The sequence below is a fragment of the Microlunatus elymi genome (assembly GCF_007362775.1).
GTDB lineage: Bacteria > Actinomycetota > Actinomycetes > Propionibacteriales > Propionibacteriaceae > Microlunatus > Microlunatus elymi.
In genome coordinates this window covers 1,365,968-1,388,090 of record NZ_CP041692.1, presented here as the reverse complement: position 1 = coordinate 1,388,090, position 22,123 = coordinate 1,365,968, and the positions used below count along the sequence as shown (strand labels likewise).

At 66.6% G+C, this 22,123-nt stretch carries 24 protein-coding genes; 7 read left to right on the top strand and 17 right to left on the bottom strand.

Annotation, left to right across the window (positions count from 1 at the left end; all coding sequences use genetic code 11):
* Window positions 1–81: 81 nt before the first annotated feature.
* From FOE78_RS06230 to FOE78_RS06220, 3 genes are all read left to right on the top strand, one after another.
* Entirely contained in the window at window positions 82–1,272 is a 1,191-nt protein-coding gene (locus FOE78_RS06230; protein ID WP_228266077.1) for a citrate synthase, read from the top strand.
* A gap of 163 nt (window positions 1,273–1,435) precedes the next feature.
* The gene (locus FOE78_RS06225; protein ID WP_210414842.1) at window positions 1,436–2,764 is read left to right on the top strand and encodes a hemolysin family protein; all 1,329 of its coding nucleotides are present in this window, start codon (window positions 1,436–1,438) and stop codon (window positions 2,762–2,764) included.
* Window positions 2,761–3,825: a hemolysin family protein gene (locus FOE78_RS06220; RefSeq protein ID WP_143985526.1), complete on the top strand. Its 1,065-nt coding sequence runs from the start codon at window positions 2,761–2,763 to the stop codon at window positions 3,823–3,825. Before FOE78_RS06225 ends, FOE78_RS06220 begins: the two co-directional genes overlap by 4 nt.
* Window positions 3,826–4,002: 177 nt before the next feature.
* On the opposite strand, the gene rplQ is transcribed toward FOE78_RS06220, so the two are convergent.
* The 8 genes from rplQ to FOE78_RS06180 all read right to left on the bottom strand — a co-directional run bounded on the left by rplQ (window position 4,003) and on the right by FOE78_RS06180 (window position 8,692).
* On the bottom strand, window positions 4,003–4,605 hold the full coding sequence (gene rplQ / locus FOE78_RS06215; RefSeq protein WP_143985525.1) for a 50S ribosomal protein L17: 603 nt from the start codon (window positions 4,603–4,605) through the stop codon (window positions 4,003–4,005).
* A 50-nt stretch (window positions 4,606–4,655) separates the two neighbouring features.
* Window positions 4,656–5,684, bottom strand: coding sequence for a DNA-directed RNA polymerase subunit alpha (locus FOE78_RS06210; RefSeq protein WP_143985524.1), 1,029 nt, complete (start codon window positions 5,682–5,684; stop codon window positions 4,656–4,658).
* Window positions 5,685–5,801: 117 nt separating this feature from the next.
* Window positions 5,802–6,410 (bottom strand): 30S ribosomal protein S4, encoded by a 609-nt coding sequence (gene rpsD / locus FOE78_RS06205; RefSeq protein ID WP_143985523.1) that lies wholly within the window; start codon window positions 6,408–6,410, stop codon window positions 5,802–5,804.
* Between the two features lie 31 nt (window positions 6,411–6,441).
* A complete protein-coding gene (gene rpsK / locus FOE78_RS06200; protein ID WP_143985522.1) occupies window positions 6,442–6,843 on the bottom strand; it encodes a 30S ribosomal protein S11 in 402 nt (133 codons plus the stop codon).
* Window positions 6,844–6,876: 33 nt separating this feature from the next.
* A complete protein-coding gene (rpsM, locus tag FOE78_RS06195) occupies window positions 6,877–7,251 on the bottom strand; it encodes a 30S ribosomal protein S13 (protein ID WP_143985521.1) in 375 nt (124 codons plus the stop codon).
* Window positions 7,252–7,453: 202 nt separating this feature from the next.
* Window positions 7,454–7,570: a 50S ribosomal protein L36 gene (gene rpmJ / locus FOE78_RS06190; protein ID WP_091526970.1), complete on the bottom strand. Its 117-nt coding sequence runs from the start codon at window positions 7,568–7,570 to the stop codon at window positions 7,454–7,456.
* Between the two features lie 136 nt (window positions 7,571–7,706).
* Window positions 7,707–7,928, bottom strand: a complete 222-nt coding sequence (gene infA, locus FOE78_RS06185) for a translation initiation factor IF-1 (protein WP_143985520.1) — start codon at window positions 7,926–7,928, stop codon at window positions 7,707–7,709.
* 194 nt (window positions 7,929–8,122) lie between these two features.
* A complete protein-coding gene (locus tag FOE78_RS06180) occupies window positions 8,123–8,692 on the bottom strand; it encodes a TetR/AcrR family transcriptional regulator (protein WP_143985519.1) in 570 nt (189 codons plus the stop codon).
* A gap of 148 nt (window positions 8,693–8,840) precedes the next feature.
* On the opposite strand from FOE78_RS06180, the gene FOE78_RS06175 reads away from it, so the two are divergent.
* Window positions 8,841–10,070, top strand: coding sequence for an FAD-dependent monooxygenase (locus FOE78_RS06175; RefSeq protein WP_168207407.1), 1,230 nt, complete (start codon window positions 8,841–8,843; stop codon window positions 10,068–10,070).
* On the opposite strand, the gene FOE78_RS06170 is transcribed toward FOE78_RS06175, so the two are convergent.
* The 3 genes from FOE78_RS06170 to FOE78_RS06160 all read right to left on the bottom strand — a co-directional run bounded on the left by FOE78_RS06170 (window position 10,058) and on the right by FOE78_RS06160 (window position 12,821).
* Window positions 10,058–11,341 carry an exo-beta-N-acetylmuramidase NamZ family protein gene (locus FOE78_RS06170; protein WP_228266076.1) on the bottom strand — a complete coding sequence of 428 codons (1,284 nt, stop codon included), beginning with the start codon at window positions 11,339–11,341 and terminating at the stop codon, window positions 10,058–10,060. The two genes, FOE78_RS06175 and FOE78_RS06170, sit on opposite strands and share 13 nt — an antisense overlap.
* A gap of 117 nt (window positions 11,342–11,458) precedes the next feature.
* Window positions 11,459–12,334 (bottom strand): GTP-binding protein LepA, encoded by an 876-nt coding sequence (locus FOE78_RS06165; RefSeq protein WP_143985516.1) that lies wholly within the window; start codon window positions 12,332–12,334, stop codon window positions 11,459–11,461.
* Between the two features lie 118 nt (window positions 12,335–12,452).
* Window positions 12,453–12,821 carry a DUF1707 SHOCT-like domain-containing protein gene (locus FOE78_RS06160; protein WP_168207406.1) on the bottom strand — a complete coding sequence of 123 codons (369 nt, stop codon included), beginning with the start codon at window positions 12,819–12,821 and terminating at the stop codon, window positions 12,453–12,455.
* Window positions 12,822–12,910: 89 nt separating this feature from the next.
* Between FOE78_RS06160 and FOE78_RS06155 the strand changes: the two genes are divergently transcribed.
* The gene (locus FOE78_RS06155; RefSeq protein WP_143985514.1) at window positions 12,911–13,813 is read left to right on the top strand and encodes an ABC transporter substrate-binding protein; all 903 of its coding nucleotides are present in this window, start codon (window positions 12,911–12,913) and stop codon (window positions 13,811–13,813) included.
* Between the two features lie 139 nt (window positions 13,814–13,952).
* Here the strand turns inward: FOE78_RS06155 and FOE78_RS06150 are convergent, their stop codons facing one another.
* The 4 genes from FOE78_RS06150 to FOE78_RS06135 all read right to left on the bottom strand — a co-directional run bounded on the left by FOE78_RS06150 (window position 13,953) and on the right by FOE78_RS06135 (window position 18,264).
* Complete coding sequence (locus FOE78_RS06150; RefSeq protein ID WP_143985513.1) at window positions 13,953–16,124, bottom strand: prolyl oligopeptidase family serine peptidase; 2,172 nt, start codon at window positions 16,122–16,124, stop codon at window positions 13,953–13,955.
* Window positions 16,125–16,323: 199 nt separating this feature from the next.
* Window positions 16,324–16,584, bottom strand: coding sequence for a hypothetical protein (locus FOE78_RS06145; RefSeq protein WP_143985512.1), 261 nt, complete (start codon window positions 16,582–16,584; stop codon window positions 16,324–16,326).
* Window positions 16,585–16,750: 166 nt separating this feature from the next.
* Complete coding sequence (gene map, locus FOE78_RS06140; RefSeq protein WP_266095025.1) at window positions 16,751–17,554, bottom strand: type I methionyl aminopeptidase; 804 nt, start codon at window positions 17,552–17,554, stop codon at window positions 16,751–16,753.
* 50 nt (window positions 17,555–17,604) lie between these two features.
* A complete protein-coding gene (locus FOE78_RS06135; protein WP_143985510.1) occupies window positions 17,605–18,264 on the bottom strand; it encodes a winged helix-turn-helix domain-containing protein in 660 nt (219 codons plus the stop codon).
* Window positions 18,265–18,348: 84 nt separating this feature from the next.
* Between FOE78_RS06135 and FOE78_RS06130 the strand changes: the two genes are divergently transcribed.
* A complete protein-coding gene (locus FOE78_RS06130; protein ID WP_143985509.1) occupies window positions 18,349–18,636 on the top strand; it encodes a hypothetical protein in 288 nt (95 codons plus the stop codon).
* Window positions 18,637–18,639: 3 nt separating this feature from the next.
* A complete protein-coding gene (locus FOE78_RS06125; RefSeq protein WP_228266075.1) occupies window positions 18,640–19,968 on the top strand; it encodes an MFS transporter in 1,329 nt (442 codons plus the stop codon).
* Window positions 19,969–20,134: 166 nt separating this feature from the next.
* Here FOE78_RS06125 and FOE78_RS06120 read toward each other — a convergent pair whose 3' ends face one another.
* Both FOE78_RS06120 and secY read right to left on the bottom strand, forming a co-directional pair.
* Entirely contained in the window at window positions 20,135–20,704 is a 570-nt protein-coding gene (locus tag FOE78_RS06120) for an adenylate kinase (protein WP_143985508.1), read from the bottom strand.
* A gap of 37 nt (window positions 20,705–20,741) precedes the next feature.
* Window positions 20,742–22,055 carry a preprotein translocase subunit SecY gene (gene secY, locus FOE78_RS06115; RefSeq protein ID WP_143985507.1) on the bottom strand — a complete coding sequence of 438 codons (1,314 nt, stop codon included), beginning with the start codon at window positions 22,053–22,055 and terminating at the stop codon, window positions 20,742–20,744.
* Between the last annotated feature and the right edge of the window lie 68 nt (window positions 22,056–22,123).

Here is a 22,123-nt window from a genome sequence, read left to right as displayed (position 1 = left end):
GAGTTGTATTGATCCGATCAACATTGATTTGCGCGTCGGTCAAGTATGACTCTGGACGAAACGGGACACCAGGAGGCGACCATGCCAGCAACGAGCATTCAGGGTCTGGAGCCGGTAGTGCGGGATCGGATGGACGACAGCCTGATCGATGTGCCGCGGGGCCTGGCCGGTGTGGTGGCGGCAGAGACCGCGCTCGGCGACGTACGCGGACTCGAGGGCTTCTATCACTATCGGCAGTATTCGGCGGTCGAGTTGGCGACCCGCAAGCCGTTCGAGGATGTCTGGCGGTTGATGATCGACGGCGAACTGCCCACTCCGGAGCAGGCAGCAGACTTCAGCGGCACGGCCCGGGCGGCCCGGGTGCTGCCGCAGCCGGTGCTGACCGAGTTGCCGGCTATCGCCGCCGCCACCGCACACGCCGACTCGCTGGCCGGTTTGCGGGTGGCACTGGCGCTCGCCTGCGCCGCGTACGGATTCGCACCGCTCTACGACCAAGATCAACAGCAACGCCGGAAGGCGGCGATCACCGTCGGCGCGATCACGCCGGTGTTGCTCGCCGCCCTGCATCGAATCCGCGCCGGCGGCAAGATCATCGGCCCCAGAGATGATCTTGATCATGCCGCGAACTACTACTGGATGCTGACCGGCCGTGAGCCGGAGCAATGCCAGTGGCACGCGATCAACGCGTACCTGATCTCCACCATTGATCACGGATTCAACGCGTCCACCTTCACCTCGCGGGTGATCGCCTCCACCGGTGCTGATCTTGGTTCGTGCGTGCTCGGCGGCCTCGGTTCGCTGTCCGGACCGTTGCACGGCGGCGCGCCGAGCCGCGCGTTGGACACCCTGGACGCGATCGGTACCGAGGACCGGATCGACGGCTGGGTCAGGGATTCGGTGAATTCGGGCCGGCGGATGATGGGCTTCGGACACGCGATCTATCGCACCGAGGATCCACGATCGGCCATGCTGAAGGAGATCGCTCGCGGCTTCGGCGGTCCCCGGGTCGACTTCGCGATCAAGGTCGAGGAGTCCGTGATCGCGATCCTGGACGAACTCAAACCGGGCCGTGCGCTGCGTACCAATGTGGAGTTCTACGCCGGAGTGGTGATGGAGCTGTGCGACATCCCGCGGCAGATGTTCACCCCGACCTTCGCCACCGGGCGCGTCATCGGTTGGACCGCACACATCCTCGAACAGACAGCCGACAGCAAGATCATCCGGCCGTCGTCCCGCTACATCGGCCCGCCGCCCCCACAACCGTTCGACTGACCGGGTCGCGGCCGGCGCCGGTGGTCAGCTGGGAAGCTGTCGCATCGTTCGGCTACTATGTCGCGACATCATGGACGAACCTCCTCCTGCGAACCCTCAAAGTCCCGGGCCCCGTCATGCGGGGCTCCCCATCGCCACCCCGCCCGAGCCGAGGCGGTGAGCCGTGGCCTTCGAATGGATCATGGTCGGGGTGGGCGTCCTGCTCACGCTCGGCACCGGTGTCTTCGTCGCCTCGGAATTCGCTCTGGTCAATCTCGACCGCGGTGACCTGGAGGACCGGCAGGGCCGCGGCGAACGTGGCCTCGGTCCGACCATCAAAGCGCTGAAGATCACCTCCACGCACCTGTCCGGCGCTCAGCTCGGCATCACCTTGACCACCCTGCTGACCGGCTTCACCTTCGAGCCGGCACTGGCCACGCTGATCTCTCCCGCACTGTCGGCCACCCCGCTGCCACAGGCGTCGGTGTCGGTCATCGCCAGCGTGATCGGCATCGTGGTCGCCACCCTCGGCTCGATGCTGTTCGGCGAACTGGTGCCGAAGAACTTCGCCATCGCCGTACCGATCCGCACCGCCAAGCTGGTGGTTCCGCTGCAGGCCGCGTTCACCACCGTGTTCAAACCCCTGGTCGTGCTGCTGAACAGCACCGCCAACGCCGTCGTTCGCGCGCTCGGCGTGGAACCGCAGGAGGAGTTGTCCGGTGCCCGGACAGCCGAGGAGCTCAGTTCACTGGTGCGACGCTCCGCGGTCGAGGGCACCTTGGAGATCGAGCAGGCGGTGCTGCTGGGCCGGTCCCTGCGTTTCGCCGACCGCGTCGCCGAGGACGTGATGACGCCCCGGGTGCGGATGGAAACCGTACGCCGTACCGATTCGGCTCAGACGGTGGTCGATCTGGCCCGGGAGACCGGGATGTCGCGGTTCCCGGTGCTCGGCGCCGACGTGGACGACATCATCGGACTGATCCACGTCAAACACGCGTACGCGGTCGAGCCCGGTCAGCGCAGCCAGGTCCGGGTGACCCGGCTGATGAGCACTCCCCTGCAGGTGCCGGACACCATCGGTGTCAACCTCCTGCTTTCCCAGCTCCGCAGGGCACCGTTGCAGTCAGCCATCGTCGCCGACGAGTACGGCGGCACCGCGGGCATGGTGACCCTGGAAGACCTGATCGAGGAACTGATCGGTGACGTCGCGGACGAACATGATCATGAAGCGCCCCGGGTCAGCTCCGACGGCGACGACCTGATCATCGACGCTTCGCTGCGGCCGGACGAACTGCGGGCGCTGTCCGGCCTGGTCGTACCGGAGGGTCCGGACTACGAGACGGTGGCCGGGTTCGTCACCGGTGAACTCGGCAAGATCGCCGAACCGGAGGACGAGGTGCGGATTGATCACGGCACGCTGCGGGTGATCTCGGTCGACGAGCGCCGGATCGACCGGCTGCGTTACCTGCCCGATCCACCGGTTGATCAGGCCGATTCGGAGGTGCAGTCGTGAGTAGCGATGTCGTCGGCCTGATCGCGCTGGTGGTGTTGTTGTTGATCAACGCCTACTTCGTCGGCGCCGAGTTCGCGGTGATCTCCGCGCGCCGTTCGCAGATCGAACCGCGCGCCGAGCAGGGCAGCGCAGCGGCCCGGACCACCTTGTGGGCCATGGAACACGCCACGCTGATGCTGGCCACCACTCAACTCGGCATCACCGTCTGTTCGCTGTTGATCTTGAACGTGTCCGAGCCGGCGATCCACCATCTGCTGGAGATCCCGCTCTCGGCGATCGGTCTGCCGGAGTCGGTGATCGACGTGGCCGGCTTCGTGATCACCCTGGCCCTGGTCACCTTCCTGCATGTGGTGTTCGGTGAGATGGTTCCGAAGAATCTGTCCTTCTCCGTGCCGGACCGAGCCGCGTTGCTGCTCGCGCCGCCGCTGGTGTTCATCGGACGGCTGGTGAAGCCGATCATCTTCGCGCTGAACTGGGCGGCCAACGGGTTCGTCAAGCTGTTCGGTGTCGAGCCGAAGGACGAGGCGACCAGCGCCTACACGCTGGAGGAGGTGGCCAGCATCGTCCGGCAATCGGCCGAGGCCGGCACGCTCGCCGACGAGGGCGGCCGGATCTCGGCGGCGCTGGAGTTCACCGCCAAGACCGTTGCTGCGCTGGTCGTGCCGCGCGAGCAGGTGGTCGCGCTGCCGGCCGGCGCAGCACCGGCCGACGTACAGCAGCTGGTCGCGTCCCGCGGTTTCTCGCGCTACCTGATCACTGACCCGGCCGGCGACCTGACCGGCTACGTACACCTGAAGGATGTGCTCGATCTCGAGGATCCGAAACATGCCCACGCTCCGGTCCCGGCCGACCGGATCCGACCGCTGATCAGGGTGCCGCAGGACAGCGAGGCCGAGGATGCCCTGCGGGCCATGCGGTCGCACAGCTCGCACGTGGCGCTGGCCACCTCGGCCGCCCTCGGTACGGAGCCCGCCGGCGGCACGGTGACCGGAGTGATCTTCCTGGAGGACGTGATCGAGGAACTCGTCGGCCAGATCGAGGACACCACCAACGCCGGCTGATCCAGCACCCGGCCCGCGCAGGTCACCGGCTGGAAAACGTACGCCGGCGGAGGGCGGACCGGGACTGGTTCGGACGTGCTGGCGAACAAAAGCCCCCGCTCATTGCCCCGTACGACCCGAAAACGGGCCGCAGGAGCGAATGAGCGGGGGCTTTTGTTCGCGAAGGTTCGAGACCGATCAGGCCTCGGGCTTCTTCTCCGAATCCTCGGCGGCAGCGGAGTCAGCGGAGTCGGCGGAGTCCTCGACCTCGTCGGCCGAGGCCGGCGACTCGGGGCTCTCCGGGGACTCTGCGCTCTCCGGGGACTCCGCAGATGCGGGGCTGTCGGCCGATTCGGCAGAGGCAGCGCTCGCGGCGGCTGCAGGAGCAGCGGCGGCGGGAGCAGCAGCGGCCGAGCTGCCGTTGGCCTTCTTGGAGTCCTCGACCGACTCGGTGACGAGCTCGATGACAGCCATCGGAGCCCGGTCGCCCTTGCGCAGGCCGACCTTGGTGATCCGAAGGTAGCCGCCCTCACGCTCGGCGAAGGTCGGAGCGATCTCGGTGAACAGCGAGTGCACCACACTCCTGTCCCGGATGGTCTGCATCACCTGACGGCGCGCATGCAGGTCTCCCCGCTTGGCCTTGGTGATCAACTTCTCCGCGACCGGACGCAGCCGCTTGGCCTTCGCCTCGGTGGTGGTGATCCGCCCGTGCTCGAACAGCTGGGTGGCCAGGTTGGCCAGGATCAGCCGCTCGTGCGCCGCGCTGCCGCCCAGGCGAGCGCCCTTGGTGGGTGTAGGCATTGGTGTCGTTCTCCGTGTTGGTTGTTAGCGGATCAGTACTGGACCGAGGCTCAGTACTGTTCAGTCTCGGCGTAGTCGATGTCGCCGTCGTCACCGGGCTCGTCGTCGTACCGGCCGATGGCGGTCAGCGGATCGAAGCCGGGCGCACTGTCCTTCAGCGACAGCCCCATCTCGTGCAGCTTGAGCTTGACCTCGTCGATGGACTTGGAGCCGAAGTTCCGGATGTCCAGCAGGTCCTGCTCGGAGCGGGACACCAGCTCGCCGACGGTGTGGATGCCCTCGCGCTTGAGGCAGTTGTAGGACCGAACGGTCAGGTTCAGGTCCTCCACCGGCAGCGCCAGGTCTGCGGCCAGCTGCTCGTCGATCGGGGACGGGCCGATCTCGATGCCCTCGGCCTCGACGTTCAGCTCGCGGGCCAGGCCGAACAGCTCGACCAGGGTACGACCGGCGGACGCGACCGCATCACGCGGCTTGATCGCGTTCTTGGTCTCCACGTCCAAGATCAACTTGTCGAAGTCGGTGCGCTGCTCGACACGAGTCGCCTCGACCTTGTAGGTCACCTTGAGCACGGGCGAGTAGATCGAGTCGACCGGGATCCGGCCGATCTCGGCGTCGGCGGTCTTGTTCTGCACCGAGGACACGTAGCCGCGGCCGCGCTCGACCACCAGCTCCATCTCCAGCCGCCCGTTCTCGTTCAGGGTGGCGATGTGCAGCTCGGGGTTGTGCACCTCGACACCGGCCGGCGGCGCGATGTCGGCGGCGGTCACGGCACCCGGGCCTGCCTTGCGCAGGTACATGACGACCGGCTCGTCCTCCTCGGAGGAGACGACCAGGCCCTTCAGGTTCAGGATGATCTCGGTGACATCCTCGACGACGCCCTCCAGGGTGGAGAACTCGTGCAGGTTGCCGTCGATCTTGATGCTGGTCACGGCCGCGCCCGGGATGGACGACAGCAGGGTGCGACGCAGCGAGTTGCCGAGGGTGTAGCCGAAGCCCGGCTCCAGCGGCTCGATGGTGAACCGGGACCGGAAGTCGGAGATGACCTCTTCCGACAGCGTCGGACGCTGTGCGATGAGCATGTTGCGTTCCTTTCCGCGCCAACCGCTATTTGATGACGCGAACTCAGGGATTTTGTTTCAGAGTTGTCAGTCGCTGGTTTGGCTATAGGCAAACCAGCGACTGACAAGTCGGTGGGACTAGACGCGCGAGTAGTACTCGACGATCAGCTGCTCTTGAACGTCGACGGTGATCTGCTCGCGGACCGGGAGCTGGTGGATCAGGATCCGGCCACGGTCGATGTCGGCGTCCATCCAGCCCGGAACAACGCGCTCGCCGTGGGTTTCCTTGGCGATCACGATCGGGGTCAGGTTGGCCGACTTCTCCCGGACGTCGATGATGTCGTACTGGGTGACCTGGTACGACGGAACGGTCACCTTCTGGCCGTTCACGGTGAAGTGACCGTGGCCGACCAGCTGGCGGGCCTGCCGCCGCGTACGAGCGAAGCCCGCGCGGTAGACCACGTTGTCCAGCCGGGTCTCGAGCAGACGCAGCAGGTTGTCGCCGGTACGACCGTCCTGACGGAAGGCCAGCTCGTAGTAGCGACGCAGCTGCTTCTCCAGCACGCCGTAGGCGTAGCGGATCTTCTGCTTCTCCCGCAGCTGAAGGGAGTACTCGGACTCCTTGATCCGGCCGCGGCCGTGCATGCCCGGCGGGTAGGGGCGGCGTTCGAACGCCTTGTCATTGCCGACGAGGTCCGTGCCCAGCCGGCGCGACTTCTTGGTCAAAGGACCGGTGTAGCGAGCCATGTTCTTTCCTTAACGAGGTTGGGACGGACGACTAGACGCGACGACGCTTCGGCGGACGGCAGCCGTTGTGCGGGACCGGGGTGACGTCGGAGATCGCACCGACCTCCAGCCCGACCGCACCGAGCGAACGAATCGCGGTCTCGCGGCCCGAACCCGGACCCTTCACGAACACGTCGACCCGCTTCATGCCGTGCTCCATGGCGCGACGGCCGGCGGCCTCGGCAGCCATCTGGGCGGCGTACGGGGTGGACTTGCGGGAGCCCTTGAAGCCGACGGTGCCGGCGGAGGCCCACGCGATCACCGCGCCGGTGGGATCGGTGATCGAAATGACAGTGTTGTTGAAGGTCGACTTGATGTGGGCGTGACCCGCGACGACGTTCTTCTTTTCCTTGCGGCGCACCTTCTTGGCGCCGCCGCGACCTGCTGTAGCCATAAGTTCAGTTCTCCTGTGCGTTCACGGGCCGCGTCAGCGGGCCTTCTTCTTGCCGGCGACGGGCTTGCGCGCACCCTTACGGCTGCGGGCGTTGGTACGGGTCCGCTGTCCGCGGACCGGCAGACCGCTGCGGTGGCGGCGGCCCTGGTAGGAGCCGATCTCGACCTTGCGGCGGATGTCGGCGGCGACCTCACGGCGAAGATCGCCCTCGGTCTGGTAGTTCGCCTCGATCCAGTCACGCAAGGTGATCAGCTGGTCGTCGGTGACTTCGTGAACGCGCAGATCGCCGCTGACGCCGGTATTGGCCAGGGTCTCGGTAGCGCGGGTACGGCCGATGCCGTAGATGTAGGTGAGGGCGACCTCGAGGCGCTTGTCGCGCGGCAGGTCGACACCGATCAAACGTGCCATGGGTTGGCGTGTCCTTGTCTGTTGACGAGATCCGTACGGCGCTGCCGGCCGGTCCCGCGGAGGTCGTCGCGTGAGGCGCCCCGGTGCACTCCCGGGCCCCGGCCTCCGACCGGGGGTGGTGACCGGAATTCCTTCCGGCCTTGCCGTCACGTTATGGATATTCAGTTGTGCTTGCGGGATCCGGTGACCCCAGCAACCCGGGTCAGCCCTGACGCTGCTTGTGCCGCGGGTTCGTGCTGCAGATCACCATCACCCGACCGTGCCGACGGATGACCTTGCAGTTATCGCAGATCGGCTTGACGCTCGGCTGGACCTTCATCGCAGTGACTTTCTGTCTGACGCGGTCCGAATCCGCGCGCGGCGCGGAACGAACTCAGGGGCGTGGTGGTGGTGCAGTGTCCGGCGAACCGGACGTTCCTGGTACGACGACCCGGCGGCCTCGTACGCAGGTGGGCTTACTTGTGCCGGTAGACGATCCGACCGCGGGTCAGGTCGTAGGCGGAAAGCTCCACGACAACACGGTCAGCCGGCAGGATCCGGATGTAGTGCTGCCGCATCTTGCCGCTGATGGTGGCCAACACCTTGTGACCGTTGCTCAGCTCGACGCGAAACATCGCGTTCGGCAGCGCCTCGACCACGGTGCCCTCCAACTCCAGGGCGCCTTCCTTTTTCGCCATAAACTCTCAATCGCAAAGGGTGAGCAGGAAACAACGAACCACCGACACAGGTGGCCGACGACAGACTTTACGCCAACCCGCCTGAGGACCCAAATCCGCGGACCTCGCACGTCACGATCTGCTCCCGCGCACCGTCGGCGCTGCCGCGCAGGTACGAACTTGCGCGGGAGCACCGTAGGTGCGCGGGAACGGGTTCAGCCGGCGGACCCGGCGAGGGCCCCGACGGCGGCGCTGAGCTGGGCGCCGGTGGGCACCGACTCCGGATCGACCAGCCAGAGCAGTGCAACCCCGTTCAGCAGGGTGAAGAACAACCGGGCCACCGCCCGGCATTCCGCGTCGGTGGCGTCCGGATCGGCCTGGCGATAGAGGTCGGCCAGATCGTCCAGCGCCTTGCGATCGGCCGCCCGCATGTCCTGCCCCACCTCGGCGGACAACGCGAGTTGCACCACGCCCTGCAGACTCAGCAACACCTCGCGCCGATCCGGGAAGTCCTGCATGGTCGCATCCCAGGCCTTGACGAAGGCACGCAGCGGCGACTTCTCCTTGGCGGCCGAACGCATCGCCTGCTCCAACACCTCGCCGATCCGCGAGCCGGCGCCCATCATCACCTCGGTCATCAGCGCGTCCTTGCCGCCGAAGTGGTAGCCGATCGCGGCCAGGCTGACCCCGGCCGCCTCGGCGATGTCGCGGGCCGTGGTGTGCGCGTACCCCTTCTCCATCAGGCATTTGCGTGCGCCCTCCAGGAGCGCCTCCCGGTTTCCCATGTCCGGGACTCTACCGCGTTTTAGACGAACGTTTGAGACAAACGTCTAAGACGTGTGTATGATCCCGGTCAACAGCCCAGCGCGCTCGATCGATCACCCGCTGATCGACGACCCTTTTGAACAACCGACCTCCTGGAAGGGACCGTCCATGTCCAATCAACCGGTTCACAACGTCCTGATCTCCGGCGCCGGCATCGCCGGTCCCGCCCTGGCACATCAACTGGCCGCGTCCGGCGTCCAGGTGACGGTGGTGGAGAGGTCGGCGGGCATCCGTACCGCCGGCCAACTCGTCGACCTGCGCGGCAACTCGCAGGAGGCGGTTCGACGGATGGGTCTGTTCGACCGCATCATGGACGCCCGGCTGCCGCAGAACGGGATCGCCTACATCAACGGACGCGGTCGGGTCTTTGCCCGCTGGGGCATCGACATGTTCGGCGGCCACGGCCCGGTGTCCGATCTGGAGATCTTCCGTGGTGACATCAGCGAGATCCTGCACGAGGCGGTACGGGATCGGGTCGACTTCCGCTTCAACGACAAGATCACCTCCGTGGACGAGCACACCGACCACATCAGCGTTTCCTTCGAGCATGGGCGGACAGAGCGCTACGACCTGGTTGTCGCCGCGGACGGTCTGCACTCGGCGACCCGCCGGCTGATCTGGGGCCCGGAGGACCCGTACGTGCATCAGGTCGGAGGGCACACCGCGTACTTCACCATGCCGGCGCCCGAGCCGCTGGACGGCTGGACGCTGGCGCACGTGCTGTCGGAGCGGCGGATGACGATGATCCGGCCGGACCACGATCCGGCGCTGGCGCACGCGATCATGACCTTCCTCGACCAGCCCGGCAGCGTCGTGCCGGATCGTCACGATCCGCACGCCCGCCGGGAGATGTTGATCAAGCGCTTCACCGGAGCCGACTGGCACGTGCCGGCCATGGTGGCCGCGCTGGAGTCGGCGGACGACCTCTACTTCGACAGCGTCGCTCAAGTCAAGATGCCGGAGCTGTCCCGCGGCCGGGTGGTGCTGCTCGGTGACGCGGGCTACTGCCCGTCGCCGTCCAGCGGCCAGGGCACCGCGCTGGCGTTGGTCGGCGCCTACATCCTGGCCGGTGAGCTGACCACCGGCACCGACCTGGCGTCGGCGCTGCGCAGCTACGAAGCGCTGATGGCGCCGCAGATCGCCGCCGGGCAGCAGTTGCCGCCAGGCAGCACGAGTTGGAGCATGCCGAAGACGCGGTACGGGGTGAAGCTCGCCGAACTGGCGACCGTCATCGCCGGACATCGGCCGGTGTCCTCGATGATGGCCAAGGCGATGGCCGTCGAGGACAAGATCGACCTGCCCAGCTATCCGGCCGTCACCGAACCTCAGCGCCGGTAGAGCAGGTAGGGCCGGCGGCGGCGGTCGAAGGCGGCGAGCTCGGTCCGCCAGCCGGCGACGATCTCGTCGGCTGCGGCACCCGCCTCGAACTGGGTACGGAAGCGGGCCGAGCCGGTCAGCTTGTCCAGCCACTGGCCGGGGTAGGCGTCGGCCGCGTACGTTCGCCAGGCGAAGTCGGAGTAAAGGTCGCGCAGCGCGACCAGCATCTCGGTCGCCACCCGGATGGCGTCCAGCCGATGCGGGTCGGTGAGGTGCACCTGGACCCCGCCGCAGACCTCATTCGCATTCTTGGAGAAGGTCGGGGTGAAGTACGCCTCGCGGAAGTACACCCCGGCCAGGTCGCGCTTGTTCAGCTGCGCGGCCCAGTGATAGTCGACGTACGGAGCGCCGATGATCTCGAACGGCCGGGTGGTGCCGCGACCCTCGGAGAGGTTGGTCGCCTCGAACAGACAGGTGCCGGGATACAGCAGCGCGGTGTCCGGGGTCGGCATGTTCGGACTCGGCAGCACCCAGCGCAGGCCGGTCTCGGCGAACAGCTGATCCGGCATCCAGCCGCGAACCTTGATCACCGAGAGCCGGTCGTCCAGCCGGCCGCCGGCGACACGGGGCATGAACTCTCCGTCGAAGAATCGGGCCAGCTCACCGACCGTCATCCCGTGCTGCTGAACGATCTTGTCCAGGCCGACGCCGGAGGTGTAGCCGTCGGTCATGATCGGCCCGTTCGCCTTGCCGCCAACGGGATTCGGCCGGTCCAGCACGACGAAGTCCAGGCCGGAGCGGACCGCCGCGGCCATCGCCTGATACATCGTCCAGATGTAGGTGTAGAAGCGGGCGCCGACGTCCTGGATGTCGAAGATGACCGTCTCCACGTCGGCATCGGCGAAGAACTCGGCGAACTTGTCGGCATTCGCTCCGTACGCGTCGTAGACGGTGACGCCGGTGCGTTCGTCGACATAGGTGCCCTCGGACTCGCCGGCCTGCGCCGTACCGCGGAAGCCGTGTTCGGGACCGAAGACGGCGACCACGTTGACCGCACCGGACTCGACCATCTCGTCGACGATGCTGCGCATGCTGCCGGCCAGGATGCCGGTCGGATTGGTGATGACGCCGAGCCGTTGCCCGGTCAGCGGCTTCCAGCCGTCCGCCGCGGCCGCGTCGGCACCGGGCACGACGCGCTCGTGCCGGCCGTGACCGTGGCCCGGTTCGGCGGCTGCGGCGACGCCACCCAGGAACGGAGTTGCCGCGACTCCTGCGCCGACGCCGGCGATCAAGCCTCTCCGGCTGACGCCGCTGTGCCTTGTACCGGCGGTCGATGAATGATCATGATTGCGTCCCACGGACTGCCCCTCCACATCGTCATTGATGTTGCGATCGCGAGTTCGGGCCGATCAGCCGGCCTTGCGGGCCTCGCGTTCGGTATAGAGATCAACACTCTCATGGAGTGCCTTGAGGATGTAGGTCGGAACCTCCATGCCCTCCTTGTTCGCCCACAGCAACCGGGACTCGACGCGGCCGATCTCGCGGGCGTAGTCGGCCAGCTCGTCCTCCATCCCGAGGTTCATGATCACCGCACCCATGTCCGCCTTGTAGCGGTCCATGCCGTTGGTGCCGACCAGGCCGTACGACTTCTCCCGCAGCACTCGGGCCAGAAACAGCTGCCAGGGTTTGAGTTCTCCGGCCTGAACCATCGCGGTCGCCGACATCTGGTAGAACGCGAAGTGGCCCGGTTCCTGCTGCTTGATCGGGTGGATGATCGTCTCCGCGATCGCCCGCTCCCCCATCTCGTTCAGGCCCTCGTTCAGCTGGTTGTAGGCCAGCACGGCCTGACGCTCGGTGCTCGCGCCGGTGAGGTAGTAGAGCAGTTTGGCCACGCTCTGGATCGGCTCGAAATGGGCCAGCGCACCGAGCAATTTGATCTTGGACGACACCTCCAGATGCGGTTCGGCCGCGGGCATGTCAAGATCCTGCTGCAGCCGGTCCAAGATCAAACCGTGCTGGATCTCCTGCGGCTGCCAGACGTCGGCGTAGAACATCCGGTTGGTCTCGTCCACGTCCGGCAGCAGCACCAGCAACTCGAGCACGTTGCGGTCGACCTCGAGCTCGACCCGGGCCAGATAATCCAGCACATGTCCGTAGCGCTGCTTCACCGCCTCCGGGTTGTGGACGGTGCGGTCCACGGTGTCAAGCGGGATCGGCGGGTAGAGGTCACCCAGACGCTTGACATGGTCAGCGATCTTCTGACCGGTGATGATCTGCCGGGGCACGAACCTCACCTTAACCGCGGCTGAACCGATCCTGCGACTCGGTCGGTGTGGGCTTGTTCACAAAGAAACTTAGGATCGACTAACTCCCCCGAGACCAGGCCGGCACTACAGGCCGGCACTACAGAATGATCGCCAGCAGGATCGCGATGATGATCACCACCAGGGCGATGGCGACGATGACGGCAAGCGTGAGCCGACTGCCGGAACGCGCCGCGGTCAGCTCGCCCGGCGCGGACTGGCCCGATTGCCGTACGGCGTCGGGCTCGGCATAGGACTGTGCCCCCGGCAGCCCTTCCACCACCGGGATCAACTCCCCCAACCTGTGCGCGGAGAAAAGCCGGTCGAGCTTGGCCGAATAATCGTCCTGATCAAGCTGTCCGGCGGCGAAGGCGTCGTTCAGCCGGCGGGTCAACTGCTCGCGCTCGTCAGCGGAGACCGCGGCATCCGGGGTGCTCCGATATTTCGACGAGATGGGCAGGTCGTTCACACGGCTCAGGCTACCTTGCGGACCCACCCGCTCGAAGGCGAATCGATGCCGATGATCATCCCACTCGCGTACGTTTCTAAGCTCAGTGCATGCGCATCGTCTCGCTGCTACCGTCGGCCACCGAGATCGCCTACGCACTCGGCCTGGAGGACGAGTTGCTCGGCGTGACGTTCGAGTGCGACGAACCACCACGCGCACGGCAGGACAAGCAGATCATCGTCGGCGGGATGAGCACGGCCGAGTTGTCTGAGGCACAGATCGACAGCGTGGTCCGTCGCCGGCTGGCCGCCGGAGAAGATCTCTACACCCTGGACGCCGGTGCGTTGTCGACACTGCAACCGGAGTTGATCTTGACCCAGGATCTGTGCCGGGTCTGCGCGGTCCCCACTGAGACGGTCCGCGATGCCGCCGCACAACTCGGCTGCGACGCCGAGGTCGTCACCCTCGATCCGTACTCGCTGGACGAGGTGTTGGAGTCGATCCGGGCCGTCGGACGTGCCGCCTCGGTGCCTGGGCGGGCTGATCAGTTGATCATGGAATTGCGTGGTCGGATCGCAGCCGTGGAGGACCGGGTGACTGGTCTGCCGCGGCCGCGGGTCGCGGTGCTGGAGTGGATCGATCCGCTGTTCGGTGCGGGCCACTGGATGCCGGACATGGTCACTGCGGCCGGTGGCGAGCCGGTCGCCTGCCGCCCTCGGCAACGTTCGGTGCCGATGACCTGGGACGACGTCGTCGCGGCCGAGCCGGAGATCATGATCATCTCGCCCTGCGGCTTCGGTCTGGACGGCGCTTGCCAGCAGGCGGTCAAGATCATCGACGATCGATCGATCATGGAACGTCTGCCCGAATGCCAGGTCTGGGCGATCGACGGTGACGGCCTGATGGTCCGCCCGGGTCCGCGGTTGGTGGACGGGATCGAGGCGCTGGCCGAGATCATCCATCCCGGCGCGGTCCCACAGCCTCGTACGGCTGCGATCGCCCGCGTGCGCTGAGGAAAGCGCAACACCGTTCACAGCCGCGCGCAAAATCGTCCTGCCGCCATCAGCCGCACTCAAGAACGACCCGCGCGCGCAAAATATCCGGTGCGGGAGAAGATTTCGCGCGCGGCTGTGTCCGGATACTGGCGAAACGTCACTGCGGTGGCACCCGGAGCCCGGTGTAGTGGGCGGCGAAGGCGAGCATGTCGGCGAGTTCGGCGGCGACCATGGCGGCGGGTTTGCCCATGCCGTGGCCGGTCTGGGTTTCGATCCGGGTCAGCACCGGGGCCTCGCCCTGCTGTGCCCGCTGCAGGGTTGCGGTGAACTTGTGGCTGTGCAGCGGGACCACCCGGTCGTCATGATCACCGGTCATGATCAAGGTCGCCGGGTAGCCCGCTGCGGAGATGTTGTGCAGCGGCGAGTAGGCCAGGGCAATCTCGAACTCCGCCTTGTCATCAGGGTTTCCGTAGTCGGAGGTCCAGGCCGCACCGGCGGTGAACTTGTGGAATCGCAGCAGATCCAGCACTCCGACGCCGGGCAGTGCAACCGCCGCAAGGTCCGGCCGCTGGGTCATCGTTGCGCCGACCAGAAGTCCGCCGTTGCTGCGACCATGGATGGCGAGTTGATCATGGGTGGTGACTCCTGTGGCGACCAGATGATCACCGACCGCGATGAAGTCATCGAAGACATTCTGCTTGTCGGCGAGCCGTCCGGCGTCGTACCAGGACTTGCCGTACTCGCCACCACCGCGCAGGTTGGCGATCGCGATCACTCCACCGGCCGCGAGCCAACCCGACCACATGGGGCGGTAGTCGGCCTCGACCGGGATGTTGAAGCCGCCGTAGCCGTAGAGCAGTGTCGGCCGCGGCTGGTGCGACTCAGGGCTCGGATCCCGTTGCTCTGTTGCAGAGTCCGTCGGCGTGATCAGGAAGTACGGGACCGGGGTGCCGTCCCTGCTGGTCGCCCGTCGGCGCTCGACGGCGTACGCTGGCGGGTCGAAATCGGCGCCGGGCGGGACAAGATCATCAAGGGGCTCCGCGTGGCCGCTGCCGGTCTCCACCCGGTAGGACCGAGTCGGCGAGGTGACCGTGGACAGTCCGACGAACCACTCCTGCGAATCCGGCCGCGCCCACAAGCCGGTGACCGCGCCACCGGTGATCTCGACCTTACCCAGCAACGATCCGTCCAGCCCGTACCGAGTGATGACCGGTTGAGCATCCGCCAGCCGGACCATGATCAATTCGTCCCCGGCCGCTGCCACCGCCAGCACGGCGTCATCCGTCTCGGCGATCAACTCTTCGAGCCGCAATTCCCCGGTGCGCTCGAACTCCGCAAGATCGATCTGCACCACCCGGCCACGGTCGGCTTCATGATCGGTGTACAAGATGATCTTGTCGCCGTCGCTGCGGACGAATTCGAACCAGGCGTACGCGGTGTCGATCAGTTTGATCGGATCCGACAGGATGCTGCGTCCGTCCACCTCGGTGATCTTGAGCAGCCACAGCCGGTTGACGTTCTCGGTGCCCTCGATCAGATAGACGGCAACGTACTTGCCGTCCACCGACACCTGCTTGTCCACGATGCCCTGGGTGTAGTCGTCGCGGATGTCGACGATGACCTGGTCGTCGTCCTCCGGCCGGCCGACTTGGTGCAGCTTCAACAGCCCGGTCTTCACCTGTCCGGCTTGGGAACCGTCGGCTCGTCCCACGTGTGGAACGGCCTCGTAGAGGTAGCTCGTGTTGTCCGGAAGCCAGCTGGGAGACCCGAACTTGGTCTGGATCGGCGCGTCGTCGACCGGTTCGCCGGTGGCGGTCTCGAGCAGCACGAAGTCGACCCAGTCGCTGCCACCCTCGCTGACCTGATAGCTGAAGAAGCGTCCGTCCAAGCTGGTCTGGAACCCTCGTACCGAGGTGGTGCCGTCCTCGGACAACGTGTTCGGGTCCAAGATCATCCGAGCACCCCGGGCTGATCGGCCCGCACCGCCACCGGCCCGCAGTTCGTCGAAGGTGTCGGCGACGAAGATCTGATCCTGGTTCAGGCTGCCGTCGTTGCGGCTGACGAAATACTTGCCGCCCTTCTTCACCGGCATTCCGGCGCGCGGCCGGCGGATGATCTTGTTCATCAGTTCGGTGAACCAGGCTCGCTCACCGATCTCGGCGAATGCCTCCTCGGTGTACGCGTTCTGCCGCAGCACCCAGTCCGCCGTCTCCGGTGAGTCCGGGTCCTCCAGCCATCGGTACGGGTCGGCGATGCGGTGGCCGTGCAACTCCTCGACCACGTCGCCGGCGCGGGTTTGCGGATAGGTGGGTGCGGGTGCGTCTGCCATGCGCCTCAGCCTGCCATGAGTCCGCACCGCGCTTCGCTTCGGTAGCGGTCCCGGTTCAGTCGCTACGCCGGAACGCGGCATGGCGATCCGCTGGACGGCCTGCAACGACCACCCCGACCACCCCGACCTCTGCGAGCGGTAAGAACGTCGGAGCAGATGGCCCGAACGGTCTTCAAATGGGGTTTGCAGCCTTCTGCTCCTACGTTTTTACCGCTCGCGGGAGTCCGGACGGTGCGGGAAGATGATCATGAAGGCGATCGAGCAGCGCCAGCTCTCGCTGGTACGGGACCTGTTCGTCCCGCGGGAACCGCAGGATCCACCCGTCCCGAGTGTCCAGCACGACATTCTCCCAACCGGAGCGGACCTCGACGCCCTCAAGATCAACTTCGAGTCCCTCGGCGCGCACCGCAACGATCATCGACTCTCGATCCTGCTTGATCAACAGGGGTGCGTCGCACATGCCCGGCACCCTACTCGCGGGCAGCCACCGCTCCTTTGCATCTACAGCGTTCCCGCGCACCTGCGGCACTCCCGCGCAAGTACGAACCTGCGCCGGAGCGTCAACGGTGCGCGGGAAGCGTCACCAGGCGCTAGCTAGCGCGGGCTCGATCGGCGCGACGGGGCACTCAGTTGGCGAGCGGGCCGAACCGAACGCCGAGCGCGGCCAACTCGGATTCGCCGCCGTCGTGGGCGGTCAGCACCCAGATCCCGTGTTCGGTCACGGTCATGGTGTGCTCCCAGTGGGCCGCAACGGACCCGTCGACGGTGACCGCGGTCCAGCCGTCGCCGAGCAGCCGATGATCCGGTTCGCCCAGGGTGAGCATCGGTTCCACTGCCAGCGCGAGCCCCGGGATGATCTTGGGCCCACGACCGGGACGACCTGCGTTGGGCACGTCCGGCTCCTGGTGCATCGCCGAACCGATCCCGTGCCCGACGAATCCCTCCACGATCCCGTACGGCCGTTCATGATCAACTTCGAGCGCGTCCACCCTGGCTTCGATCGCCGCCGAGATGTCCGTCACCCGTCCGCCCAGCCGGGCCGCGGCGATTCCGTGCCACATGGCAGACCGAGTCGCCTGGCTGAGGTGCCGGCGTTCGGCCGCGACGGCGCCGACTTCCACCGTGATCGCGGCGTCACCGTGCCAGCCCTCGACGATCGCGCCGCAGTCGATCGAGATCAGATCGCCGTCGGCCAGCACCCGATCACCACCGATGCCGTGCACGATCTCGTCGTTCACCGACAGGCAGCAGACACCCGGAAACCCTTGCCTGGTTGGGCTCTCGCCGTATCCGAGAAAGGACGGCCGGGCACCGGCAGAGTTGATGACCTCGGCGGCGACGCCGTTCAGTTCGGCGGTGGTCACGCCGGACCGCACCCGATCCCGTACCGCAACGAGCGCGTCAGCGACGACCAGCCCGGCTCGGCGCATCAACACCAGTTCGTCGACGGACTTGATCTCGACCCGGCGGCGACGCAGCCTCACGACTTCGGTTCCCCGACCGGCTTGTCCGGGTCGCTGTGGCCGCCGGTGGTGCGTCCCGGCGGCGCGACTGGTGGATACGGCTGCATGATCATGAAGTACGAGTAACTGCGCCTGGGCACGCTGCGATCCCGGGTCCGGTCGGCCCAGCGATCGAACAGCTCCTGCATGTCCGCGGCGAACTCGTCGCGTTCGTCGTCGGTCAGCCGGATCTCCGAGTCGGTGATCGATCGCCGGTCGTGCTCGGGCGCATCGGGGTCGTCGCCGGTCTCGTCCAGAGCCCGGTCGACCAGGTACGCCGCCCAGTTGCGGAGCTGATCGGTGAACACGGCCACCGCCGCCTGGCCGCCGGACGCCTCACCGATCGCCCGCAGGTTGACGTGGTAGCCGCGCTCGGCCGCCACCTTCCAGACCCGGTCCCGCTTGTCCCGGGCGACCTCCGGCGCCTCGATCACCATCCCGTACTTGGCGAGCTGGCGAAGATGAAAGCTCGCCTGGTTCGCCGGAATGCCGAGATCGCGGGCCAGGTCAGCGGCCCGAGATGGTCCGGCGGCGGTCAGTTCGGCCAGGATCCGGTTGCGCGTCGGGTGCGCGATCGCTCGTAGCATCCGCGGGTCGGTCACCCGGACGCCCGCGTGTTCGGAGCTCTCGTCACTCATGGGTCGACCCTACCAAAAAATTCGCACCACAAATTGCGCACTACCTATTGCGCAACTGACATTGCGCATCATAAAGTGCAGGTCATGAGCAGCGTTCTTCCTCCCCACATCCCGGCCACCCGCACCGGTGACCCGTACTTCGTCGGTCAGCTCGCACGGCAGCAGATCGACCAGCTCCACGCCGACGCCGAGGTTCGCCGGCTGATCAAGGACTACCGGCAGGCGCACCCCGAAGCGGGCCTGCGGGGCCTGGCCGCTCGCGGCCTTCGACGGGTCGCGGACCGCCTGGCGCCGAGCACGCCGACGGCGCGGCGGATCCGGTCCGGTCATGCGCACCGGCCGGCGTTGTCGCTGCCGACGCACGGGCGCTGATCGGTGGATCCGGAATCTGGCCGGTCGACCGGTCCGGCTATCGCCGACGAGGCCGCCACCCAGCCGGCGCGGATCGGATATCGGTCGCTGGCGCGCAATCACGACTTCACCGTGTTGTGGATCGGCCAGACGATCTCCGGTCTGGGCAGCGCGATCAGTAGCTTCGCGTTTCCGCTGGTCGGCTACGCGCTGACCAGTTCGGCGCTGATCACCTCGATCGTCGGCACTGCACATCTGGTCGGCATGTTGGTCGTCATGCTGCCGGCCGGAGCACTGGCCGACCGGGTCGATCGCCGATTGGTGATGCGCGTCTCGGCCGGGGCGGGTGCGGTGCTGTACGCGACGGTGGTCGCTGCGGGGATCGCCGGTTGGTTGACGGTGCCGCACCTGATCGCGGTGGCGTTGCTGACCGGCGCGACCGAGGGGCTGTTCCGGCCGGCCGAGACCGGTGCCGTCCGTACGGTGGTGAGCACCGAGGAGTTGCCCACCGCGCTCAGTCAGAATCAGGCCCGCCAGCACATCGCGTCGTTGCTCGGCGCACCGGTCGGCGGCTTGCTGCTGGCGGTCACCCGATGGATGCCGTTCGCCGCCGACGCGGTGTCGTACGCGATCAGCTGGCTGCTGCTCGGCCGGATCCGTACGAACTTGACGCCCCGGCCCGACGGAGCGCCCCGACCACGGCAGTCCGCGCTGGCCGACGTGATCTCGGGCTGGCGGTTCCAGTTCGGACATCCGATGCTGCGGGTGCTGGCGATCTGGGCGCCGCTGACGAATCTGGTGGTCAACGCGGTCTTCTTCGCCGCCAACCTGCGCCTGATCTCCGCCGGGTTCCCGCCCTGGCAGATCGGGCTGATCGAGACCAGCGTCGGCGTCATCGGGATCCTCGGCGCCCTGTGCGCACCGTGGTTGATCCAGCGGATCCCCACCGGGCTGCTGGTGATCATGTCGGCCTGGGCGTTCGTCCCGATTCTGTTGCCGATGGCGCTGTGGAACACACCCTGGATCGTGGCTGCTGCGTTGGCGATCGGGATCTTCCTCAACCCGGCCGGCAATGCCGCGATCTCCTCGTACGCCCAGACGCAGATGCGGCAGGATCAGCTCGGCCGGTTCTCCGCCACCATGGGCTTCACCTCGATGTCGCTGATGCCGCTGGCGCCGATACTGGCCGGCGGTCTGCTCAGCGTGCTGACCGGCACCGTGGCGATGTTGATCTTGGCCCTGCCGTGTGGCCTGGTGGCCCTGATCCCCACGATCGCCCGGGCGGTGCGTACGGTGCCGCGGCCGGCCGAGTGGGAGTCGCCTCAACCGGCGACCGACGGCGCCCACGCCTGATCACAGTGCGCCTGTCGCCCGCAGATCTCGCGGGCGCATCGACGTTGCTGCGGGACGAGGCCCCCGGAACCCAACGCTGGGTGGAAATCGAACACGTCCGGACCGGAGGCTCGGGACCTTGCGGCTCTTCGACAGGGCTCCGGACCCGCGCGGGGTGAGAGGTGGGTCAGAGGCGGGAGTCCAGGGCTACGAAGATGCGCTTGGTGATCTCGTCGACCTCGCCGAGGCCGTCGACCTCGAGCAGGAGGCCGCGGCGGGCGTAGACGTCGAGCAGCGGGGAGGTCTCGGCAGCGTACTTGTGCTGGCGGACTCGGATCGCGTCCTCGCTGTCGTCGGTACGACCTTCGGTCTCGGCCCGCTTGCGGAGGCGGCCGACGACCTCTTCGATGTCGACCTTCAGCGAGAGGACGGCGTCGAGTCCGACGTGCTGTTGCTCCAGCATCGAGTCCAGCGCCTCGACCTGAGCCAGCGTCCGCGGATATCCGTCCAGCAGGAAGCCGCGCCGCGCGTCGTCCTGCTCCAACCAATCGCCCACGATGCCGTTGAGGATGTCGTCGCCGACATAGCCGCCGGTCTCCATCACCTGCTTGGCCTCCAGACCGAGCGGCGTACCTGCGGCCACGTTGGCGCGCAGGATGTCACCGGTGGAGACGGTGGGAATCTGGTAGTGCTCGGCGATCGCCTTCGCCTGGGTGCCCTTGCCCGCACCCGGCGGTCCCATGATCAACAGTCGCATCAGCGGAAGATCCTCTTGTCGTTGCCCGTGCCTGCGACTACCGCAGGAAGCCCTCGTAGTTGCGTTGCTGGAGCTGACTCTCGATCTGCTTCACCGTGTCCAGGCCGACACCGACGATGATCAGGATCGAGGTGCCGCCGAACGGGAACCCGCTCTGCGAGTTCGTGTTCAGCACACCGATCGCGATCATCGGGATCAGCGCGATCAGACCCAGGTAGAGCGAGCCGGGCAGGGTCAGCCGGTTCAGCACGTAGCCGAGGTAGTCCTCGGTCGGCTTGCCGGCGCGGATGCCCGGGATGAAGCCGCCGTACTTCTTCATGTTGTCGGCCACCTCTTGCGGATTGAAGGTGATCGAGACGTAGAAGTAGGCGAAGAAGATGATCAGCAGGAAAAAGGTCGCCATGTAGACCGGATGATCGCCGCGGACGAAGTGCGACTGGATCCACGACGCGCCCCAGCCGTTCGGCCGGAACTGCGAGTAGAGCACCGGGATGTACATCAGCGAAGAGGCGAAGATCACCGGGATCACGCCGGCCTGGTTGACCTTCAGCGGGATGTACGTGGTGGTGCCGCCGAGCACCCGGCGACCGACCATGCGTTTGGCGTACTGAACCGGGATCCGGCGCTGGGACTGCTCGATGAAGATCACCGCGAGCATCACCAGCAGGCCGATGCCCAGCACCAGTAGGAAGACCACCCAGCCGGCACCGCCCGGGCGCTGCTGCTTGATCGCCCACAGCGCCTGCGGGAAGGTCGCACAGATCTGGGTGAAGATCAGCACCGACATGCCGTTGCCGACGCCCTTCTCGGTGATCAATTCACCCAGCCACATCACCACGCCGGTACCGGCGGTCATGGTCAGGATCATCACGATGATCGGGAACGCGCCGGTGTCGTAGACCACGCCCGGGCAGTTCTGGAAGAGCTGATCGTTACGGGCCAGGGTGACGAAGGTGGTCGACTGCAGCACCGCCAGCACCAGGGTCAGATAACGCGTGTACTGGGTGATCTTGTTCTGCCCGGACTGGCCTTCCTTCTTCAGCGCCTCCAGCCGCGGGATCACCACGGTCAGCAGCTGCAGGATGATGCTCGCGGTGATGTACGGCATGATGCCGAGCGCGAAGATCGCCAGCTGGAGCAACGCCCCGCCGGAGAACAGCGAGAGCAGCGAGTACAGGCCCGCCTGCGAACCGGCCTGTGCGTTGGTGGCACACGTGTGCAGCGTGCCGACGTCGACGTTCGGCACCGGGATGACCGAGCCGAGTCGGTAGATGACCATGATGCCGAGCGTGAACAGGAGTTTCTTGCGCAGGTCCGGAGTCCTGAATGCTCCTGCGAAGGCGGTGAGCAATCCAAATCCTTCTCTCTGATCAGCCCAACTGTCCCAGGCAGACCCACCGGGAACCGCTCGACTCTATC